Origin of the sequence: Flavobacterium silvisoli, assembly GCF_004329815.1 — a bacterium.
In the GTDB taxonomy this organism is placed as follows: domain Bacteria; phylum Bacteroidota; class Bacteroidia; order Flavobacteriales; family Flavobacteriaceae; genus Flavobacterium; species Flavobacterium silvisoli.
Genome location: NZ_SJPE01000011.1, coordinates 1 through 16,536, shown reverse-complemented (window position 1 = coordinate 16,536; position 16,536 = coordinate 1). Strand labels below are relative to the sequence as shown.

13 protein-coding genes are annotated in these 16,536 nt (G+C 37.4%); 8 read left to right on the top strand and 5 right to left on the bottom strand.

Annotation, left to right across the window (positions count from 1 at the left end; all coding sequences use genetic code 11):
- The first annotated feature begins 5 nt into the window (after window positions 1–5).
- From EZL74_RS09490 to EZL74_RS09480, 3 genes are all read left to right on the top strand, one after another.
- Window positions 6–551 carry a helix-turn-helix transcriptional regulator gene (locus EZL74_RS09490; protein ID WP_131476371.1) on the top strand — a complete coding sequence of 182 codons (546 nt, stop codon included), beginning with the start codon at window positions 6–8 and terminating at the stop codon, window positions 549–551.
- An 80-nt stretch (window positions 552–631) separates the two neighbouring features.
- Complete coding sequence (locus EZL74_RS09485) at window positions 632–2,140, top strand: MauE/DoxX family redox-associated membrane protein (protein WP_131476370.1); 1,509 nt, start codon at window positions 632–634, stop codon at window positions 2,138–2,140.
- A 63-nt stretch (window positions 2,141–2,203) separates the two neighbouring features.
- Window positions 2,204–2,467, top strand: coding sequence for a DUF6520 family protein (locus EZL74_RS09480; protein WP_131476369.1), 264 nt, complete (start codon window positions 2,204–2,206; stop codon window positions 2,465–2,467).
- Window positions 2,468–2,523: 56 nt separating this feature from the next.
- On the opposite strand, the gene EZL74_RS09475 is transcribed toward EZL74_RS09480, so the two are convergent.
- Genes EZL74_RS09475 through EZL74_RS09465 form a run of 3 tightly spaced genes read right to left on the bottom strand, consistent with a single transcriptional unit; the run spans window position 2,524 to window position 9,578 of the window.
- Complete coding sequence (locus tag EZL74_RS09475) at window positions 2,524–5,103, bottom strand: S9 family peptidase (RefSeq protein WP_131476368.1); 2,580 nt, start codon at window positions 5,101–5,103, stop codon at window positions 2,524–2,526.
- 1 nt (window position 5,104) lies between these two features.
- Window positions 5,105–6,502, bottom strand: coding sequence for a RagB/SusD family nutrient uptake outer membrane protein (locus EZL74_RS09470; protein WP_131476367.1), 1,398 nt, complete (start codon window positions 6,500–6,502; stop codon window positions 5,105–5,107).
- A 16-nt stretch (window positions 6,503–6,518) separates the two neighbouring features.
- The gene (locus EZL74_RS09465; RefSeq protein WP_240034582.1) at window positions 6,519–9,578 is read right to left on the bottom strand and encodes a SusC/RagA family TonB-linked outer membrane protein; all 3,060 of its coding nucleotides are present in this window, start codon (window positions 9,576–9,578) and stop codon (window positions 6,519–6,521) included.
- Window positions 9,579–10,212: 634 nt separating this feature from the next.
- Here EZL74_RS09465 and EZL74_RS09460 point away from each other — a divergent pair.
- Entirely contained in the window at window positions 10,213–10,446 is a 234-nt protein-coding gene (locus tag EZL74_RS09460) for a helix-turn-helix domain-containing protein (protein ID WP_131476366.1), read from the top strand.
- Window positions 10,447–10,837: 391 nt separating this feature from the next.
- Here EZL74_RS09460 and EZL74_RS09455 read toward each other — a convergent pair whose 3' ends face one another.
- A complete protein-coding gene (locus EZL74_RS09455) occupies window positions 10,838–11,971 on the bottom strand; it encodes a S1/P1 nuclease (protein ID WP_131476365.1) in 1,134 nt (377 codons plus the stop codon).
- A 618-nt stretch (window positions 11,972–12,589) separates the two neighbouring features.
- On the opposite strand from EZL74_RS09455, the gene EZL74_RS09450 reads away from it, so the two are divergent.
- From EZL74_RS09450 to EZL74_RS09430, 4 genes are all read left to right on the top strand, one after another.
- Window positions 12,590–13,342 (top strand): hypothetical protein, encoded by a 753-nt coding sequence (locus tag EZL74_RS09450; RefSeq protein ID WP_131476364.1) that lies wholly within the window; start codon window positions 12,590–12,592, stop codon window positions 13,340–13,342.
- Window positions 13,343–14,404: 1,062 nt separating this feature from the next.
- Complete coding sequence (locus EZL74_RS09440; RefSeq protein ID WP_131476363.1) at window positions 14,405–14,584, top strand: hypothetical protein; 180 nt, start codon at window positions 14,405–14,407, stop codon at window positions 14,582–14,584.
- Between the two features lie 289 nt (window positions 14,585–14,873).
- Entirely contained in the window at window positions 14,874–15,713 is an 840-nt protein-coding gene (locus tag EZL74_RS09435) for a DUF4747 family protein (protein WP_131476362.1), read from the top strand.
- A 94-nt stretch (window positions 15,714–15,807) separates the two neighbouring features.
- The gene (locus EZL74_RS09430; RefSeq protein ID WP_204745135.1) at window positions 15,808–16,224 is read left to right on the top strand and encodes a hypothetical protein; all 417 of its coding nucleotides are present in this window, start codon (window positions 15,808–15,810) and stop codon (window positions 16,222–16,224) included.
- Window positions 16,225–16,281: 57 nt separating this feature from the next.
- On the opposite strand, the gene EZL74_RS09425 is transcribed toward EZL74_RS09430, so the two are convergent.
- On the bottom strand, window positions 16,282–16,536 hold a 255-nt coding region (locus tag EZL74_RS09425), incomplete at its 5' end, for a transposase (RefSeq protein ID WP_154669983.1).

Genomic DNA, 16,536 nt, shown 5'->3' with positions numbered 1-16,536 from the left:
ATCACATGCAAGGCTCAGAACAACAGCAACGACTTAAAATCATCTACAAGATGCTTTTTGAATTGGCAATAGGCAATCTTAAGTTTCGCATTGAACTTCGGGGTGAAGATAGTGTCGTAGAAAAAATAGCAACTATACTTAATGGCATTGCTGCCGAATTAGAGAAAATAGAACAGCCTTCACAATTCACCTCCTTACTGGCACATAACAACCCACTCGAATCCGAAGCAGCAATCATTAAACAAGTACACGAGTACATTCTCAATCATCTCGACGAACCCCTAATTTCAATTAAACAACTATCAGTTCATTTCAAGATAAATGAATTTAAACTAAAAACAGGCTTTCGCGAACAATACAATACAAGTATTTATCAATTCTACAATGATCAACGACTATCTAGAGCAAAGTATCTAATCACTAAGACCAATATTCCTTTAAAAAAAATTGCTTTTATCTGTGGTTTTAATTCGTATTTGAACTTCTATAAAGCGTTCAAAAAAAAGTTTGGATGCTCACCCGGCGAAATCACTAGAGACATCAAAATTTGATAGTTAAAATACTGATTTGCATATTATTAAAAATATAAAAGCCTAAACTTTACACTGGTAATTTCAAAAACACTACTGTAATGAAGGTATCAAACTCTTTTAAAACCAACCTTATTTACATTGCTGCATTACTACACATTGTACTCTTTACTTATGCAGCCATTAGTAAACTGCTCGACTTCCAAAACTTTCAAATCCAGCTTGGTCAGTCCCCTCTGCTTAGTGTCTATGCATCAGTAATCTCGTTAGCGGTTCCGGCAGTAGAGTTGGTATTAGTCATATTTCTAATGATACCCAAATACCGAGTCATGGCTATTTATGACAGTTGTTTTCTGATGTTCCTTTTTACGGTTTACATCATTTTAATTCTCAATTTCACATCATTTGTTCCTTGCTCCTGCGGAGGTGTATTGGAAAAGTTAGGCTGGAAAGAACATTTGGTTTTTAATATGGCATTTGTGCTTTTAGGGCTCATCGTTATTACTTTACATAAAGGCATTATTCATTTGTTAAAAATGACAGCTATCGGTGGCCTTTTAGGAACAAGTTTAATGGTTGGTCTATTTCTCTCTTCCGAAGATATTATGCTAAAAGAAAACCCTTTTATTCGTCGTTTTCCGCAGGGAACAGCAGCACAAGTAGCACAATTAGACTTGCGAAATACCGATTACTACATTGCCGGTGTAACCGCTGAGCACATTTACTTGGGAAATCACAAAGCACAGCTACAGATTTTTATTATTGATAAAAATTTAAAAAACCGCAGGCAGTTTGGGGTAAAATTGGAACGCGAAAATTTTAATTTCACCCACATTACTTTACGTGTGCATGGTAAATACTTTTACGCCTTCGATGGCACAGCGGGGGTTGTGTACCGGGGCTCAACTAGCGATTGGAAAGCTAAAGTGATTAACGATAAAAAATATGCGTTTAATGACATTGCGTTTATCGATGTTGATGATGTAATCATAAGAGGCCAAAAACCAAAAGATCACACTAACATATTAGCCAAAGTAACAGGAAAAGAAAGTATGCAATTCGTAATTAATGACAAATTACTGGAAAAGCAAATAGACGGTTTTTTTGACACTGACGGAACACTAAACTACAGCTTTGACTACGATAGGATGATATATGTTTACCATTACCGTAATCAGTATATTGTTGCAGATAAAAATCTGAAACTCCTGCACCGCGGTAATACTATCGACACAACTACTAAGGCGCGCATTAAAATTGCAACCATACAAAAATCAGGTGATACTAAATTAGCCGCACCTCCTTATCTGGTAAATAAATTATCAGGCGTAACTTCAAATTTATTACTGGTTAATTCAATGTTACGTGGCAAATTTGAAAACAAAAAAGTGTGGGACAATGCTACAGTCATAGATGTATACGACTTTACCTCTTATCAATACCTGTTGAGTTTCTATGTTCATGACTACAACGGGTTCCGTATGAAGGATCTCTATGCAACTCACGACGCTGCCTATATAATATCAGGACCTTATCTTTTAAAGTATGGATATGGAGAAAGAATCAAATCTAAAATGAGATATGAAGAATTACCGGCCGGTAACAGGTAGATGATCAAAACCTGGAAAAAAGCAGATCAAATTAATTAATCAATAATTTTTAAAATCATGAAAATGAAAATCTTTAAATTGTTTATGCTGCCGGTGGCGGCATTTACATTGGCAAGTGCAGCTGCGGTTACAACCGACAACTCACACAAAAGCAAAACAGAAGATGCTTTGATGATTGGGTACATCCACAATCCTAACGTAAACGACTGTGCCGAAGTACTGGTTGATTGTAAAACTGCCGGAAGCACAACTTGTGTTGAAGCTGGCTGGACAGTTTTTGCATTTGACTCACCGGTAACGTGTAACGCTACGTTAAAACGCGACTAATTCTGGTTGCTCTTTAAAAGGTAATGCAGTTTCTCATAGAGAAACTGCATTATTTTTTATTCAGGAAGTATTCCATTACTTATCCATCCAATATTTGCATTATCCTTTAGGAAATAATCAAACCATTGAATTATTCTACTGGTTAAATCTTCTTGATTCTCGGGCTTCGACAAGTCGTGTCCCTCATCTGGGTAGGCAACCATTATAGTTTGTCGGCCAAGCCGCCTTAGAGCAAGGTAAAATGAAACACATTGATCAAATGGAATCGTATCGTCAAGCTTCCCATGCCACAGCAATATAGGAGTTTTTACATGATCAGCATGCATAATAGGAGAATTATCCCAGTAGCCTTGTTTAGCATCAAAGAAAGAAGCTCCCATTCTCCACTGTTGGTTTTCATACCGAAACAGGTCTGTATTGGTAAGATTAAAAGCCAGACCAAAATAACGGCTTATGGTATTACTTATTCCCGCGCCTGAAACGGCTGCTGCAAAAATATCAGTTTGAGTTATGATAAAATTAGTTTCATAACCTCCATACGAATGCCCCATCAATCCCACCTTCTTAGGGTTAATAGAGGCTTTACTTAGCGCGGCCATTACTGCAGCAGTCACACAGTCCGTCGCCGATAGTCCCGGCTTTCCAATTTCTAATTCAAAGTCCGGAAATAGAACAAAGTATCCTGCAGCAGTAAAATTTGCTACCACAGAGCCATCTGATGATAAGAGTGTCTGACTACTGTAACGATGAATAGCTTTCGACTTTTTTTCATAAATCACCACTATCATTGGGTATTGTATTCCGGCATCGTATCCGTCAGGATAAAATAACGCCGATTTTAAAGTCGTACCTTTACTGTTTGTATAACTGATTAACTCGGCTTTTTTAACGGGTTGTTTAGGCATTGGGCTACTGTATAATAATTTTGGCTTAACTTCCCTTGCTTTCACATAAACAAGCTGTGGTGCTTTGGCGTAGGTTTCCGTCAAATAGGCTAAGTCATTGGTTTCGCTTTTGTGCAGATTGCTGCAATAATGAGCGCCATAGTCAATACTTTGTAAACCTTTCCCGCTGCGGTAAATAGCATAACCTGTAGACCAGTCGTTTTCACTTTCTACAGTTAACAACAAATCTTGCTGCTCACTAATTATCAATCGCTTCTCTGAATTGTACGGTCTGAATTTCAGATTTGCAGTAGCAGATTTATCCAACCGGTACCTCTTATACCATTCGCTTCCTTTGGTCATATTAGTACAGTAACCACCGGCCAATGCCACTTTCCAAATATCATACTTGTCATATAAAAACACCGATTTTCCATCGGCTGACCACCCGGCCAATCCGTATACGCTGACAGAAATTGGTGCATCAATATCGCTATTGTCCCATTTGGTATGTACACTGCTTGTTAAACATATAGTTTCATCCGTCTCCGGATTGTATAACCACCATTGTCCTTCGCTGTAATAGGCAATCGAATTAGTAAGAGGAGAAAAGCAAAGCATTGTGGTGTCTTGCCGTTGCTTCTTCAGCAAAAGTTTCTCGGCACCCGTATGCACATTTTTAATGTAATAATCAACCAGCTCAGGATATGAGGGCTCCAAACCATAGGAAAAAGGATCTGAAACAACTACATAATCATTCAGCCCAGAAAGCCTGACGCAATACCTTGCTTCATCATTAAGCACACGGAAACTGCCCGACTCAGGAAACCACACCCCAATTACAGGAACGCCACTAGCAGCGGTAGACTGCTGCACAGGATATAACATCCTATCATTACCGTTCCATACTTCAGGCCCCTTCAGCAAGGATCTTTTTTCTGCCAATGCTAGGCCTACAAATACTTTCTTACCATCAGCAGACAAAGCAACCGGATAAATCGGATTGCTACTAATTACCTTCCCTTGTTCCAATAGCTTAGCGGCAGACAGTTTGAAACTCTTTTGCGTCTCTAAATTAACATACTCTAGATTGCCGCCACTAATAAAGGCGACCGCCTTACTGTCTTCACGCCACATAAGTTTAGTTATAGCTTCCTTTGTTGTGGCCAGAATGCGATTTTTGCTAAAATTGGCCCCAAGTATGCCTACTTCAAAATTATCTTTTGTATTACTGCTGTATAAAAGGACATCTCTGGTTTCATTCAACTCAAAGCCCGTAATTCCTTCTATAGTTTGCACCACCTTGTTTCGGGTATTACGTAGCTCAAGGATGTGTTTGGTGTTCAAAGTTGCTAGACAAGTGCCGTTGGCGAGAAAAAAATAACGGCTGATATTTGGAACCACAAAGCTCCTTCCTGATTCCAACGACAAAACAATTAAATCATTCTTCCTTATGCAAGCAAAGAAACGCTTGCCGCCAAAATGCGATTGTGTACCTTTCGGAAACAGCTGTCGTGCTTTGGTGACAGTGTTTTGCAATACCAAAGTATCAGTACCACTCTCGTAGGATATCCCATAGCTAATCCATTTTCCGTCGGCAGATAATTCGTTAATCAGCACTTTGCCCTCTTTTCCAAATCCGGCACTATTCTTCACTACCTGCCTAGCCTGCCCAAAAATTGGGCAGGATAAAAGCAGACAACATGAAAAAAATAAGTACTGGTATGCCTTAAAAGTGTTATTCCGCTTCATTTTAATACCCGGGATTTTGTGGATTTAAATTGGGATTAATAACTAGCTCGTTAGCAGGTATAGGCCAAAGTTTATCTGTAGGACTCCAGCCTGTCTTAACAGTTGGTAAGACAGTATCAGCCAAACCACTCCGCTTCAAATCAAAAAACCGGTTCCCGAATTCGGTAAACAATTCAAAGCGGCGTTGGTTCAGTATTTCAGCAATCAAATCAGACTGGCTTACGGCCGTTGTCGGCAGTAAACCGGCCGTGATTCTGATTAAATCCAAATCTGCTTTTGCATTAGTGAGCTCTCCTAACCTGGCTCTTGCTTCCGCTCGAATTAAAACCTGCTCAGCAAGGCGCAGCACTACCGAGTACTCCATAGAAGATGGTGTACTGGCTTGTTGCTTGTATTTGTATGCATGGTACCACGTGTTCGCCCCATTGGTTACTGCTTTAGTCCATTTTGCTTTTCGTTGGTCATTGGCTTCAAATGCGCCTACAAAGTCATTACGCAAAGCTACATTGGCAGGAGGTCCTGCAGTAAAAATAAACAGGTTCCCTTCGCTGGTATTATTCCCATTGGCAGCTGGGCTAAATTGCCAAATTGTTGTCGTACTGTTTTTTACGAATACTTTGTTCAGGTCAGGCTCCCAAACATACAAAGGGCTATTCAAAACTGTCGAAGCGGCATTAGAGGCCTCTGCATATGCGCCCCTATACAGGCAAACTCTCGCAAGCATGGCGTACGCGGCAAACTTATTGGGGCGAACTCGCTCCGCAGTGACATAGGATTCCGGTAATAAACTGATGGCCTGCTCCAAGTCCGATTGTATTAGTGTATACACCGTTGCAGTTGGAGTCCTGCTTACGTGACTATTAGCAATGTAGTCTGTAGTAGTAATATAGGGCACATCACCATATAAGTTTACTAAGTAAAAATGAAGTGTCGCCCGCACAAAAAGAGACTCACCAAGTAACTGATCCCTTCCCGCTACAGGAAGCGTAGTCGAATTGTTTAAGCCCTCAATAATTGAGTTGGCCTCATATATCTGATGATAGGTGTTATTCCACAAAGCGGCGTTACCTGCCTCAGCCGCAATCAGACTGTTATTGTAAAAATTAATATTTCCGGTTTGGTAGTAATCCAATTCATCGGCATACATTCCCGCCAAAGCAGAAACCCCCAGCCCATTCCCGGCTAAGGGTCCACTACCTCTCAGTTTTGCATAAAGCCCCGACATCGCTGCGGTAGCTGTTGTCATATCTTCAAAAACTGTTTTGCCAATCAGCTGCGAGTTCGGCCGGTCTACCTCAACAAAGTTGTCACACGACTGATTCGCCATGAGCAATGCATACCCAAGCACTGCCAACGCTAGGCGAACAAGCGGCATTCTTAATAATATAATTGATTTCATAATGAATATTTTAACGTTAAAAGCTTAGTTGTACACCTCCCGTAATAACACGCAACGGAGGTAAAAATCCTGTGGCTCTGAATTCGGGATCACCACCCTTGTAATTGGTAAATGTCAATACGTTCTGTCCTTGTACAGTGAGTTTACAGTTCATTGTTTTGTATTTCAGCGGTACAGTATAGGTCAGAGCAATGTTTTTAAGGCGTATGTACGACCCATCCACTATTATAGCATCACTGGCCGTATAACGCGAAAACGCGGTAACTGCGGCGCTGTTTGCGCCCGATGTATTCATTTGATACGCTGCCATATCTCCGCTTTGTTGCCACACATTGGCATAATCTGTGCTCTGGTTAAAAAATGTACCGTTTGCTGATCCCGGTGTATAATTGTAGGTCTGTTGCTTCACAAACTGAAAAAGGAAATCCAAATCCCAGTTTTTATATTTCAATTGGTTTTGAAAGCCTCCAAAATATTTAGGGGTTAAATCGGCTACATAGTGTTTGTCTCCTGCCGCATTAATAATACCGTCGCCATTAAGGTCGGCAAATTCAAATAGTCCGGTTTGTGCATTAACGCCCTTGTACTGATAAAGTTTTACAATGGTAATGGGCTCACCTACCACATAAGTGTTGGCATAAGTCGAGGTTTCCAGACCGGGAAAAGAAATCAGTTTATTTCGGGCGGTAGCAATAGTAACATTTGTACTCCATCTCAAATTCTTACCTCTCAAATTATCGGTATGCACTGTGATTTCCAAACCTTGATTCTGCACTGTAGCGTCAAGATTAGCATTGATAGATGAAAAACCGGTTGTACCCGAAAGCGGTACCCCAACCAACTGATTTGAAGAACGGTTCCTGTAAAAGGCCGTGGTCAAAACAATCCGGTCACTCAGAAACCCCGTTTCCAAAGCTACCTCTAACTTGGTGCTCTTTTCCCAACCGAATTCCGGATTGAATAACCGCGTGGGCTCCAGTCCGGTAATCCCTTGATAAGCCTGTCCAGAGCTTGCGTAGGTATTCAGATATTGGTAATCACCAATCTGGTCGTTTCCGGTAGTACCATAGCTGGCTCTCAGTTTACCAAAACTTAGCCATGAACTGTTCTTCAAAGAAGTTTCATTGGTAAAGACCCAGGCGGCACCAGCAGCACCAAAATAGGCAAACTGTTTCCCCGGTCCAAAGCGGCTCGAACCGTCACGTCTACCAGTCAGGTTCACAATATACTTGTCGTTGTAGTTATAATTTACACGTCCAAAAAATGCCTGATACTTATATTCTGTAACATCACTGGCCAATACAAATTTGTTGTTGGCCGATGCCATATTGGTAATGAGACTGTTGCTCGCAAACCCCTGCCCCAGAGTGTATAATCTTCCCGTAGTCTGCTTTTGTGCAGTACCGCCAACCAGTATATCCAGTTTACCCTTCCCAAAGCTGTCCGCCCATCTGATTTGCGGTTCTATAATCGTTGATTCACGCGTGGTTACATTTTCATAAAGCAATGAAGAAGAACTGCTGATGTTTAACGACGGGTTATTAATACTAGAAGGCTGAAGCCGTTGCTCGTGATTATCCAGATTGGTATACCCCATGTTAGCTTTGATTTCCCATTTTGGTGTCAGGGCATAGTTTAGCGTTACATTAGCAATCAGGTCATTAGTTTTTACAGTACTATAGCCCCGTAATAATGCCAACGGGTTAGAAAACGTATTGTTTTCCCAATTCAGTTCACCATCTGCGGTATATAATGCAGGGGCATTAGGTGCAAGGTTCCTCGCCAACCTTGTTAAGTCGGTGGTTGATTGTTTATTGAACTGCTTTGTATACCCACCCGAAAGCGCCAACTTAAACCGGTTATCCTCACCGGCATGGTTCATACTAAAATGTCCTGCGGCTTTGCGATACCTGAAATCACCCGGAATCACAGCAGTTTCCGTATTAGTAGTTCCGCTGAGCAAATACTGGGTTTGGGCACTCCCTCCGCTTACACTCACATTAAGATTCTTGAATTCGGCAGTGCCACCCAGCAGTTCTTTTTGCCAGTCGGTGTAGCGGTTTTGATCCCAAGTGCCGTTTACATCATAGGCAGATGCAGGATAAGTAGTTATATTATCCTTGGCAAATCCGTCCTTACGCATAGCCAGATACTGTTCCGTATGCATCAGGTCTATAAATCGGGTGGCTTTCCCGGTTCCGGAAGTGGCATTTACGGTAATCTTTGTCCGGCCGACCTTACCTTTCTTAGTAGTAAGCAGTACAACGCCATTCGCCCCGCGACTACCGTATATCGCGGTCGCATCGGCATCCTTCAATACCTCTATGCTTTCAATGTCACTGGGGTTAATGCTGTTCAACGGACTCGTAGGCGATGCCATCCCCGAATTGATAGAGGCATATCCAATAGATTCCGACGAATACGGAACCCCGTCAATTATGTACAAAGGCGAATTTCCGTCAGCCCGCAGACTGTTGACACCGCGTATTTTAATTTGAAAACCACCGCCGGCAGTACCGCCATCTTGTATGATATCAACCCCCGCCATCCTTCCCTGCATGGCTGCAAGTACATTGGTTACAGGTTGTTTCTCCAACTCCTTTGAAGTAATCTTGCTGATACTACCCGTGAGCTCCTTGTCTTTCACGGTATAGTAACCTGCATTTACGGTTACTTCTTTAAGCGTGGTAGCATCCTCCTGCATAATCACATCATATACACGGCGACTGTCCACAGTAACAGTCACAGCCGCATAACCTATGTAACTAAAGACAAGCACATCTCCCACTTCAGCAGCTATACTAAACTGCCCATTTTCGTTGGTTATCGTACTTACAGGTTTGTTTTTTACAGAAACGGTAACTCCCGGAAGTCCCCCATGAGCATCACTAACGGTTCCGGTAATAATACTTTGTTTTATTGTCATTCCGACAAAGGAGGAATCTCCTCCATTTACAGCAAAAAGTCTCTTGCTTCTTGTCTCTTGCTTCTTGTCTCCAAAAGCAAACGTAACCTGAAAACAAAGGCACAAAAGGAATAGATATATTCCCATATTGCCAATAGGCTTTTTATTCATATTTTTGGTTTAGTTAAATGAAACATTAGTTTTGTTTGTCTACCGGTCCTCTGTTCAACCGCCAAGAAGATGCAGAGGGCCTTTTTTTTTGTGTTTTAAGTTCGTTGTGTTTGTTATACCATAAGCTGTAGCGTTAAAGGATTAATAATTGTTTTGTTCTCATTAACAAGAAAATCGTAATTCATAATTCGTAATTCGTAATTCATAATTCGTAATTCTAATGGCGTTGAGGCAGGGTCTATTATTTATGTGTCCGTCAGTTCGAGTATCCGCCTTGGCGGATATATCGAGAACCTCATGTATGGAAAATCCACACACAACTGTTTCATAACAATCAGTAAATCATGTAGCAGAGTGTAACGCATAAAAAAAGGCGCGGCTCAACTTAAACGACTTGAGGTACTGGTATACCCGCACACGAATAAGAGAGCCCACGCCAATTTAGCGTGAGCATCATACTTATCATCCCGTGTGCAAAAAGTACCAGTTTTCAAGTCGGGATTCAAAGCGAATGCTTCATATATTTTATAAGAAGTATCGCAAATTTATATAATCGAGTGCAATATACACAAATAATTTTAAATACGGTCGTTCGACCGTGAATATTTATTGAGCAAACATTTTCTTTGTTAACATGATAGATGCCAATAGCAAAATATGTGGATATATTACAAAAGAGTGGTTGAATCCTTGGATGAAAGAGGGTAAATCACAGACTGCATTTGCTAATGCTCATAATGTTGAAGAAAGTACAATTCGAAAAATAAAAGGGTCAAAAAACTATAGAATTCCAGTCGAAACATTACAAAAAATCTGTGAAGCAAGAAATCTCAAACTTTCAGAGTTTTTTAAACTCATAGGATTATAAAAGTTAATTCAAATACCTCAATATTAAGACGCCAAAAAGCGTGTCTCTTCTTTATCTCAAACTACATACAGATAATCCCGAACTACATACTTCCTTGAAGTAGCATTTTTTATTTCGACAACTTTAAAAATTTAAATATGAGATGGTATGAAATCCTACTTACGATACCGGTGATTATAATCGTTGAAACATTCGTAACAAAATCTACTAGCACAGAAAAAAAAACATCACAATGATAGTTGGTGAAATAAAAAAGACACTATCCAAAAAAGTTTATGAGTCAAAAATTACGGGGTTTTTAAACCTCATTATCTTTTATACTTACATAGTTAATGAGATGCTACCAAAAAAAGAGGCTGGTAAGTCTCCCATTGAATAGAAATTTACAAACTTATTTTATTTCAATCGCATGTGGTGTATTAATTATTATTTCTGGTTTTCCCTTATATAATTTGATCGTCCCAGTAATACAAATAGTTTTTCCTTTGTAATAAGTAGACGGTACAAAATCAAAATTCTTCAACTTATCAGCGTAGATAACAACCGTTAAAGGTGCACTAGGATACTTGCCTCCAACATTTAAAAAAGTCATGCCGTTTGAGTCTAAAACTTTTGTTGAGTATACTTTAGAACATATACGAACCAATTTACCTTCATAGTCAGCAGCTTTCGTTACGTCAATATCAGTAGATAATGCTACCACATCTGTAACTTCAGAGCTGGGAGGAATTTCCTTAACTTGAGTATTAGCTACCACATTAACATCTTTAAAATAATGCTCTAATATAGAAGCCAATCGCAACCCGGCTTTCAAAATTTGTTGTTGTATGATGGTATAATTAGAATCAATATAATAATCCGATACTTTGGCATTGTCTAAACTGTAGGCATTCTTTAAAAAACTTCTGCTGTCTTTTGTCCAGGCAATAACATCTATTTTTTTAATGGCTGCCAAATCAGCGGCACTATATGTATTCATCTTTAATTCATCGTTCAAATCCAAACCTTTATACTCTATAATATCAGTGTCCCACAATGCATGTAAATTGGTTCCTCTTCCTAAGAAAGAAACTTGAACAGTGTTTCCTCCTTTATCATCCTTATAACCAACATGCAGCGGCTGATGTAAATCACCCACCAAATGAAAGATATAAAGCAACTTCATTCTTATTTCCTCATTAGATAAACCTTTCATGTTATCCAAATCATTCAGAGATTTAGTAAGTGTATTGATGATATTGTCACCTTCAAGTTCCTTTACCGTAGTATTCCTATCAATATTAACGTAGTGATAAGGTTTCATAAAATCATACTGCTTATCACTCCTCATAGAGTCCATCCAATTGGCTGCATCTTCAATGCTCATACCATTAAGATAAGCCAATACATTTTTTTTTGTAGTGGCATCCAAATAGTGAAAAGCTATCTCAGCAACCAATGAGTGTCCTTTATGCCCCCATGCATAAGAAGCCGAACTAGTGAAAAAAGTCAAACAGGTAATGATCAAGACTACTGTACGTTTCATATATATAGCTATTTTTACACAAAGCTAGCTAATTCAACGAAAAAGCAAAAAGTATTACAGATTAAATAAAACTAAAATCTATAAGTACAAAAAGAACAGTAACTATAATGATAGTTCAAGCCTCAGCATGAACCCTGTGGCGCGGATTTGCAATCCGTTCATTTATAAACTTAAATGGCAATCATTCCCAAATTAAAATATTAAAGTTCCTCAATTACGTAGTATAGCTAAATCCACTTAAGGACATTGGCAATTCACCAAAATAATTTCCTTCAATGCAATGTTATGATAGTTTGGTTATTGCTTTCACCTATGTTGCGCATCTATCTTACTGAACCTTATAAACAGTCTCGCAAAAACCGACACCACAATGACATCTAGAAAAGCAGGAAAAAGTAAAAAAATACATATATTTGGATATATTAACCAGTTGCTGGCAAGCTTAACGACCACAACTTGTCAAGACAAAAAGCAAAGTCAAAAAATATTGAAGAAAAAATATTTTAATTTAAAAAAAAAAATAATATCTTTATTCAAATACCACATTTTTCATTAAACAAATCTTTGTTAGTTTTTCTAACGAAGTAACGTATTTGTAACCAATTAAACAGATATATTATGAAAACAAAAATTTTACTAGTGGTAATTATGATTTGCTGTCAAATTCACAGTCAAGAACAAGAGTGGACATTGAGTAAATCATATAAAACTTCAATTGATTTGACCGTAAATTATTTAGATGGCACAACTGTCAAACAACGAACAGCATTAGCTGGTCTAAAATACAAATACAAAGAAACTGTAGATGGAAAAGTATATATTAAATTTCTCAAAATTATAGTATCAACTGATCCAAAAAAAGATGATGATTCGTTTGTAAACTCTACAAATGATAATATAACTTACTTTGTTGAAAGCTCAAAATTAAATGCTCTTCACAAACAAAAAACGAGCAGTTTAGTCAGTGGAACTTTATTAGCCCCTATTAAAATTAGACCTGATGAAAATGTAAATGGAGTTAATTATCCTTGGGAACTTTCAACAGACATATCTCTTGGACAATACTTAGGTTATAGATTTCCTTTAAGTCGAACAAACCCTTATTACATAACAATTCCAACATTTACGCTTGGAACAAGTTTATTATCTATTAATAGTTCAAACACTACTCCGGAGAAAGAATCTTCAACAACTCTAGGATTGACTTGGTCAACAGGAATAATTTTAGATTTAAATGGTTTTAATGTAGGATTGTTGGTTGGGAAAGACTACGCTCCTGGTCAAGCAGGAAAGGACTGGATTTACAATGAAAAAACTTGGTTTAGTATAGGATTTGGGATTAGCTTAACCTCGAAAAATAAGGATTTATAAAAGCCTGCCACTGCCACCAACAGAGGTTTCACGCAATGGCTCAGTAGAAGTTAAACTTCACGTTTTTCTTTCCAAAAAAAACAATATCTTAGACCAAAAGAAATCAATTCACTGCATTTCCACTAGGTGATATCGCGGAACGTTAGTCGAAATTGTATGTTTGTGCTTAATTTAAAATAAAAATCCAATGTCAAAGTACGTATTTTGCTGGATTCCTATGGTCATTACTGCAGTTATAAATGGAACGGCTAGAGATCTGTGATATAAAAAATACATGACTGAATTAACGGCTCACCAACTTTCAACATTTTCACTAATTACACTTCTAGGTATTTATATTTACTTCGCTGTAAAATGATTTCCTCCTAGTTCTGAAAAACAAGCTTTCATAATTGGTATAATTTGGGCATCATTGACTTTGGCTTTTGAGTTTGGTTTTGGAATTATTCGAGGACTCTCATGGAAACAATTATTATACGCATACAATTTTACTAAAGGTCAAATCAGGATTCTTATTCTAATCTGGCTAAAAGTTGCTCCATTAATAGCTTATAGAATTATCATTAGATAAACTAAACAACAACTTCATCTAAAAGTAGTGTTGTGCAATTGTTGGTTTTAATTTTTACGTGTCCAAGACCGGAGACAGTGAACGGTTAAAAGCAAACAATGTTTATACTTAAAAAAAATAATCAGTTCGCTGGCATCCCAAGTGTCACAAAGCCGCAAAACATCTCCGGCAACTTTATCACGATTGTTCTAAAAATCATAATTTAACAAAAACAAAAAAACTGTTAGTCATGGAATACAAAAACATATTTGAGAATAAAGAATTTGACCCTAAAATAAACTCCATCAAACTCAAGATTTCAAATTACATAAATGAACATTAAATTGATTTAGAAGATTTGGATATTGATAACTTAATTCAATGAAACGATGTGCCCAAGAATGGTTTATGCAAATGAAAATTGCATAGACGAAATAAAAAATAAAATAACCGAGTTTATTAAGGAAGAATTTCAACTCATGAAATAATCATTAACTATCAAACCGATTGAAATGAATACATTTATCAAAATCTACACAAAAGGTAATAAAACAATTTATCTAAACATTTCGCAAATTGTAAAAATTGAGGCTGGCTCTGATCAAGGTGCAAGAATTATTTTGATTAATGGCGATTTGGTCGAAACCAGTCAAAAATTGGATAGTATTTTACAGATACTAAATGTTGTTTAAAAGATTTAATTAGTCAAAGTTGCCGACAACAGTGATTTCGTGCACAGCTAAATTTATTTAAACTTCACTCATTTTTTATGAAACATTTCTTAAACTGAAATTAATGCGTTAGCTGACTTCGATACTATATTATAGTTTCTGCTCTTTGGATAAAAGCACTACAAGTCTTGGACAATTCAATGACATTTATTTTAGAAGTACTTATACCTATAAATAAAGTATTTGGTCGATGAAATTTTATAAAACAAAATCAAATGCTTTCATTTGACATTATCTAAATAAAATAATTATGTCTAAACTCTATTTTAATAGAATTCATTTAGAGGTTCCCAGTAATACAAATAAAAGAGCGTTTATTTTAGATAGTCTGCAAGGACGTGCTGCGACCCCATACAATGACTTCTCATACAAAATTTCAGATCTTCAGATTCTTGATGACTATGTAGTTGGATATATGATAAAATATGACCCATATGGAAGAGGAGAATATCTTGATGAAAATACGGGTCAAAGACGACGTGGAGGTACTGTAAATAATATTGTTGCAAAATCATTATTTATTTTACGCTTAAGTGAAATGGTAATTGCTTTTGAAGAAATAACAAATCATATCTCAAAACGAAATTTTAAAGAACGTTTATTAGAAATCGTCAGAGAAAATAATCCAGAAAGAAATTATGATTTTTCAATTAGAGCTATTACTGAAGAATATTCATTTGTAGAAAGAGTTCGAACTCTACGAAAAATAAACAAAATCACTATTTCTCTAGTTCCATCAAATCCGAGATTCTCTGATCGCTGGAGAAATGTAGATGAACGTCTTCGTGAATTACATATCACATCATATAAAGAAATCCAAGAATCTCGTTCTTCAGAGGGTATAGAAATTGATGAGGAAACCGAAAGCAAAATGGCAATGTCTGAAGATGGGTATGGTAAAAGTGTGGCATCAGGCTTTGATGAAACTGGAAGACTAATAACTATAGCCACAGATCAACGAAATCAAGAAGTTTCTCAAGATTTACCTCATAGTGTTGAAGAGAGAGGATTCCGCAGTGTAATTGAACACGTAACCGAAAAATTTAATGACATCGCCGCAAGAACAGAACACACTGAAGGAGAAAATTAATATGATAATTTTCAGTTGGGATACCTACATTTCTGTGGGTGTTACTATATTGCTTATCATTATTATGCCAGAATACTCCCAAATGAAGTTTCTATTGTCATTTTATAACATTGCCATTTCTGTTCTTTCAATTATATTTTCTTTATTTTTTGCAGCATTAGCCATAATCATGTCTTCTTCTGATAATGATTTTGTTTCCTTTCTTGACGAAGATGGTACATTTACTTATTTGATGTGGACTTTTAAGGCTGTATTAATCTCATTGTTCATCAGTTTAGTTTACTCCATAGTACTTTATACAGGAACTTCATATTATATCGAAACAAAAGATCCTCAAATATGGCTTCAGCACAAATCGCTTTTTATTTCTTTAGTTTTATTATTTACTTACTGTATGATTGCAACTGGATTGAGTGTAAAACATACTATCAAATTTTCAGAATATCGATCAACGTTTCTCAGAATTAAAAGAAAAGAAGAGCAAGCAAAAAAAACAACTCAAAATAATTAATATGTACCAACAGCTAACAAAGAACTGTGCTTGCAACCAAATAAAAAATGATATTTTTTAAATAAATTTAGGCATAGGGCTTCTGTACTCTTTATTGTATTCGACTCCTGATTTTGCGATGGCAAAAGCCTGTCTTAACAGCTTATTACAAACAGCTATTAATGCCAGTTTTTTACTCTTCCCTTTTGCTGTAATTCTTTCATAAATCTCTCTACAGGCTTTATTGCATTTACAGGCTGTAAAGCTGCACATAAAGAGAAGATTTCTAAGTTTAGCATTTCCTATCTTACTTATTCTGGTTCTGCCCTTTAT

What these genes read in the sequence shown, in the direction of transcription:
- EZL74_RS09480 (WP_131476369.1), top strand. Translation starts at nt 2,204, where the DNA reads ATGAAAATCTTTAAATTGTTTATGCTGCCGGTGGCGGCATTTACATTG.
- EZL74_RS09460 (WP_131476366.1), top strand. Translation starts at nt 10,213, where the DNA reads ATGATAGATGCCAATAGCAAAATATGTGGATATATTACAAAAGAGTGG.
- EZL74_RS09475 (WP_131476368.1), bottom strand. Translation starts at nt 5,103, where the DNA reads ATGAAGCGGAATAACACTTTTAAGGCATACCAGTACTTATTTTTTTCA.
- EZL74_RS09465 (WP_240034582.1), bottom strand. Translation starts at nt 9,578, where the DNA reads ATGAATAAAAAGCCTATTGGCAATATGGGAATATATCTATTCCTTTTG.
- EZL74_RS09470 (WP_131476367.1), bottom strand. Translation starts at nt 6,502, where the DNA reads ATGAAATCAATTATATTATTAAGAATGCCGCTTGTTCGCCTAGCGTTG.
- EZL74_RS09450 (WP_131476364.1), top strand. Translation starts at nt 12,590, where the DNA reads ATGAAAACAAAAATTTTACTAGTGGTAATTATGATTTGCTGTCAAATT.
- EZL74_RS09485 (WP_131476370.1), top strand. Translation starts at nt 632, where the DNA reads ATGAAGGTATCAAACTCTTTTAAAACCAACCTTATTTACATTGCTGCA.
- EZL74_RS09455 (WP_131476365.1), bottom strand. Translation starts at nt 11,971, where the DNA reads ATGAAACGTACAGTAGTCTTGATCATTACCTGTTTGACTTTTTTCACT.
- EZL74_RS09435 (WP_131476362.1), top strand. Translation starts at nt 14,874, where the DNA reads ATGTCTAAACTCTATTTTAATAGAATTCATTTAGAGGTTCCCAGTAAT.
- EZL74_RS09490 (WP_131476371.1), top strand. Translation starts at nt 6, where the DNA reads ATGCAAGGCTCAGAACAACAGCAACGACTTAAAATCATCTACAAGATG.
- EZL74_RS09440 (WP_131476363.1), top strand. Translation starts at nt 14,405, where the DNA reads ATGAATACATTTATCAAAATCTACACAAAAGGTAATAAAACAATTTAT.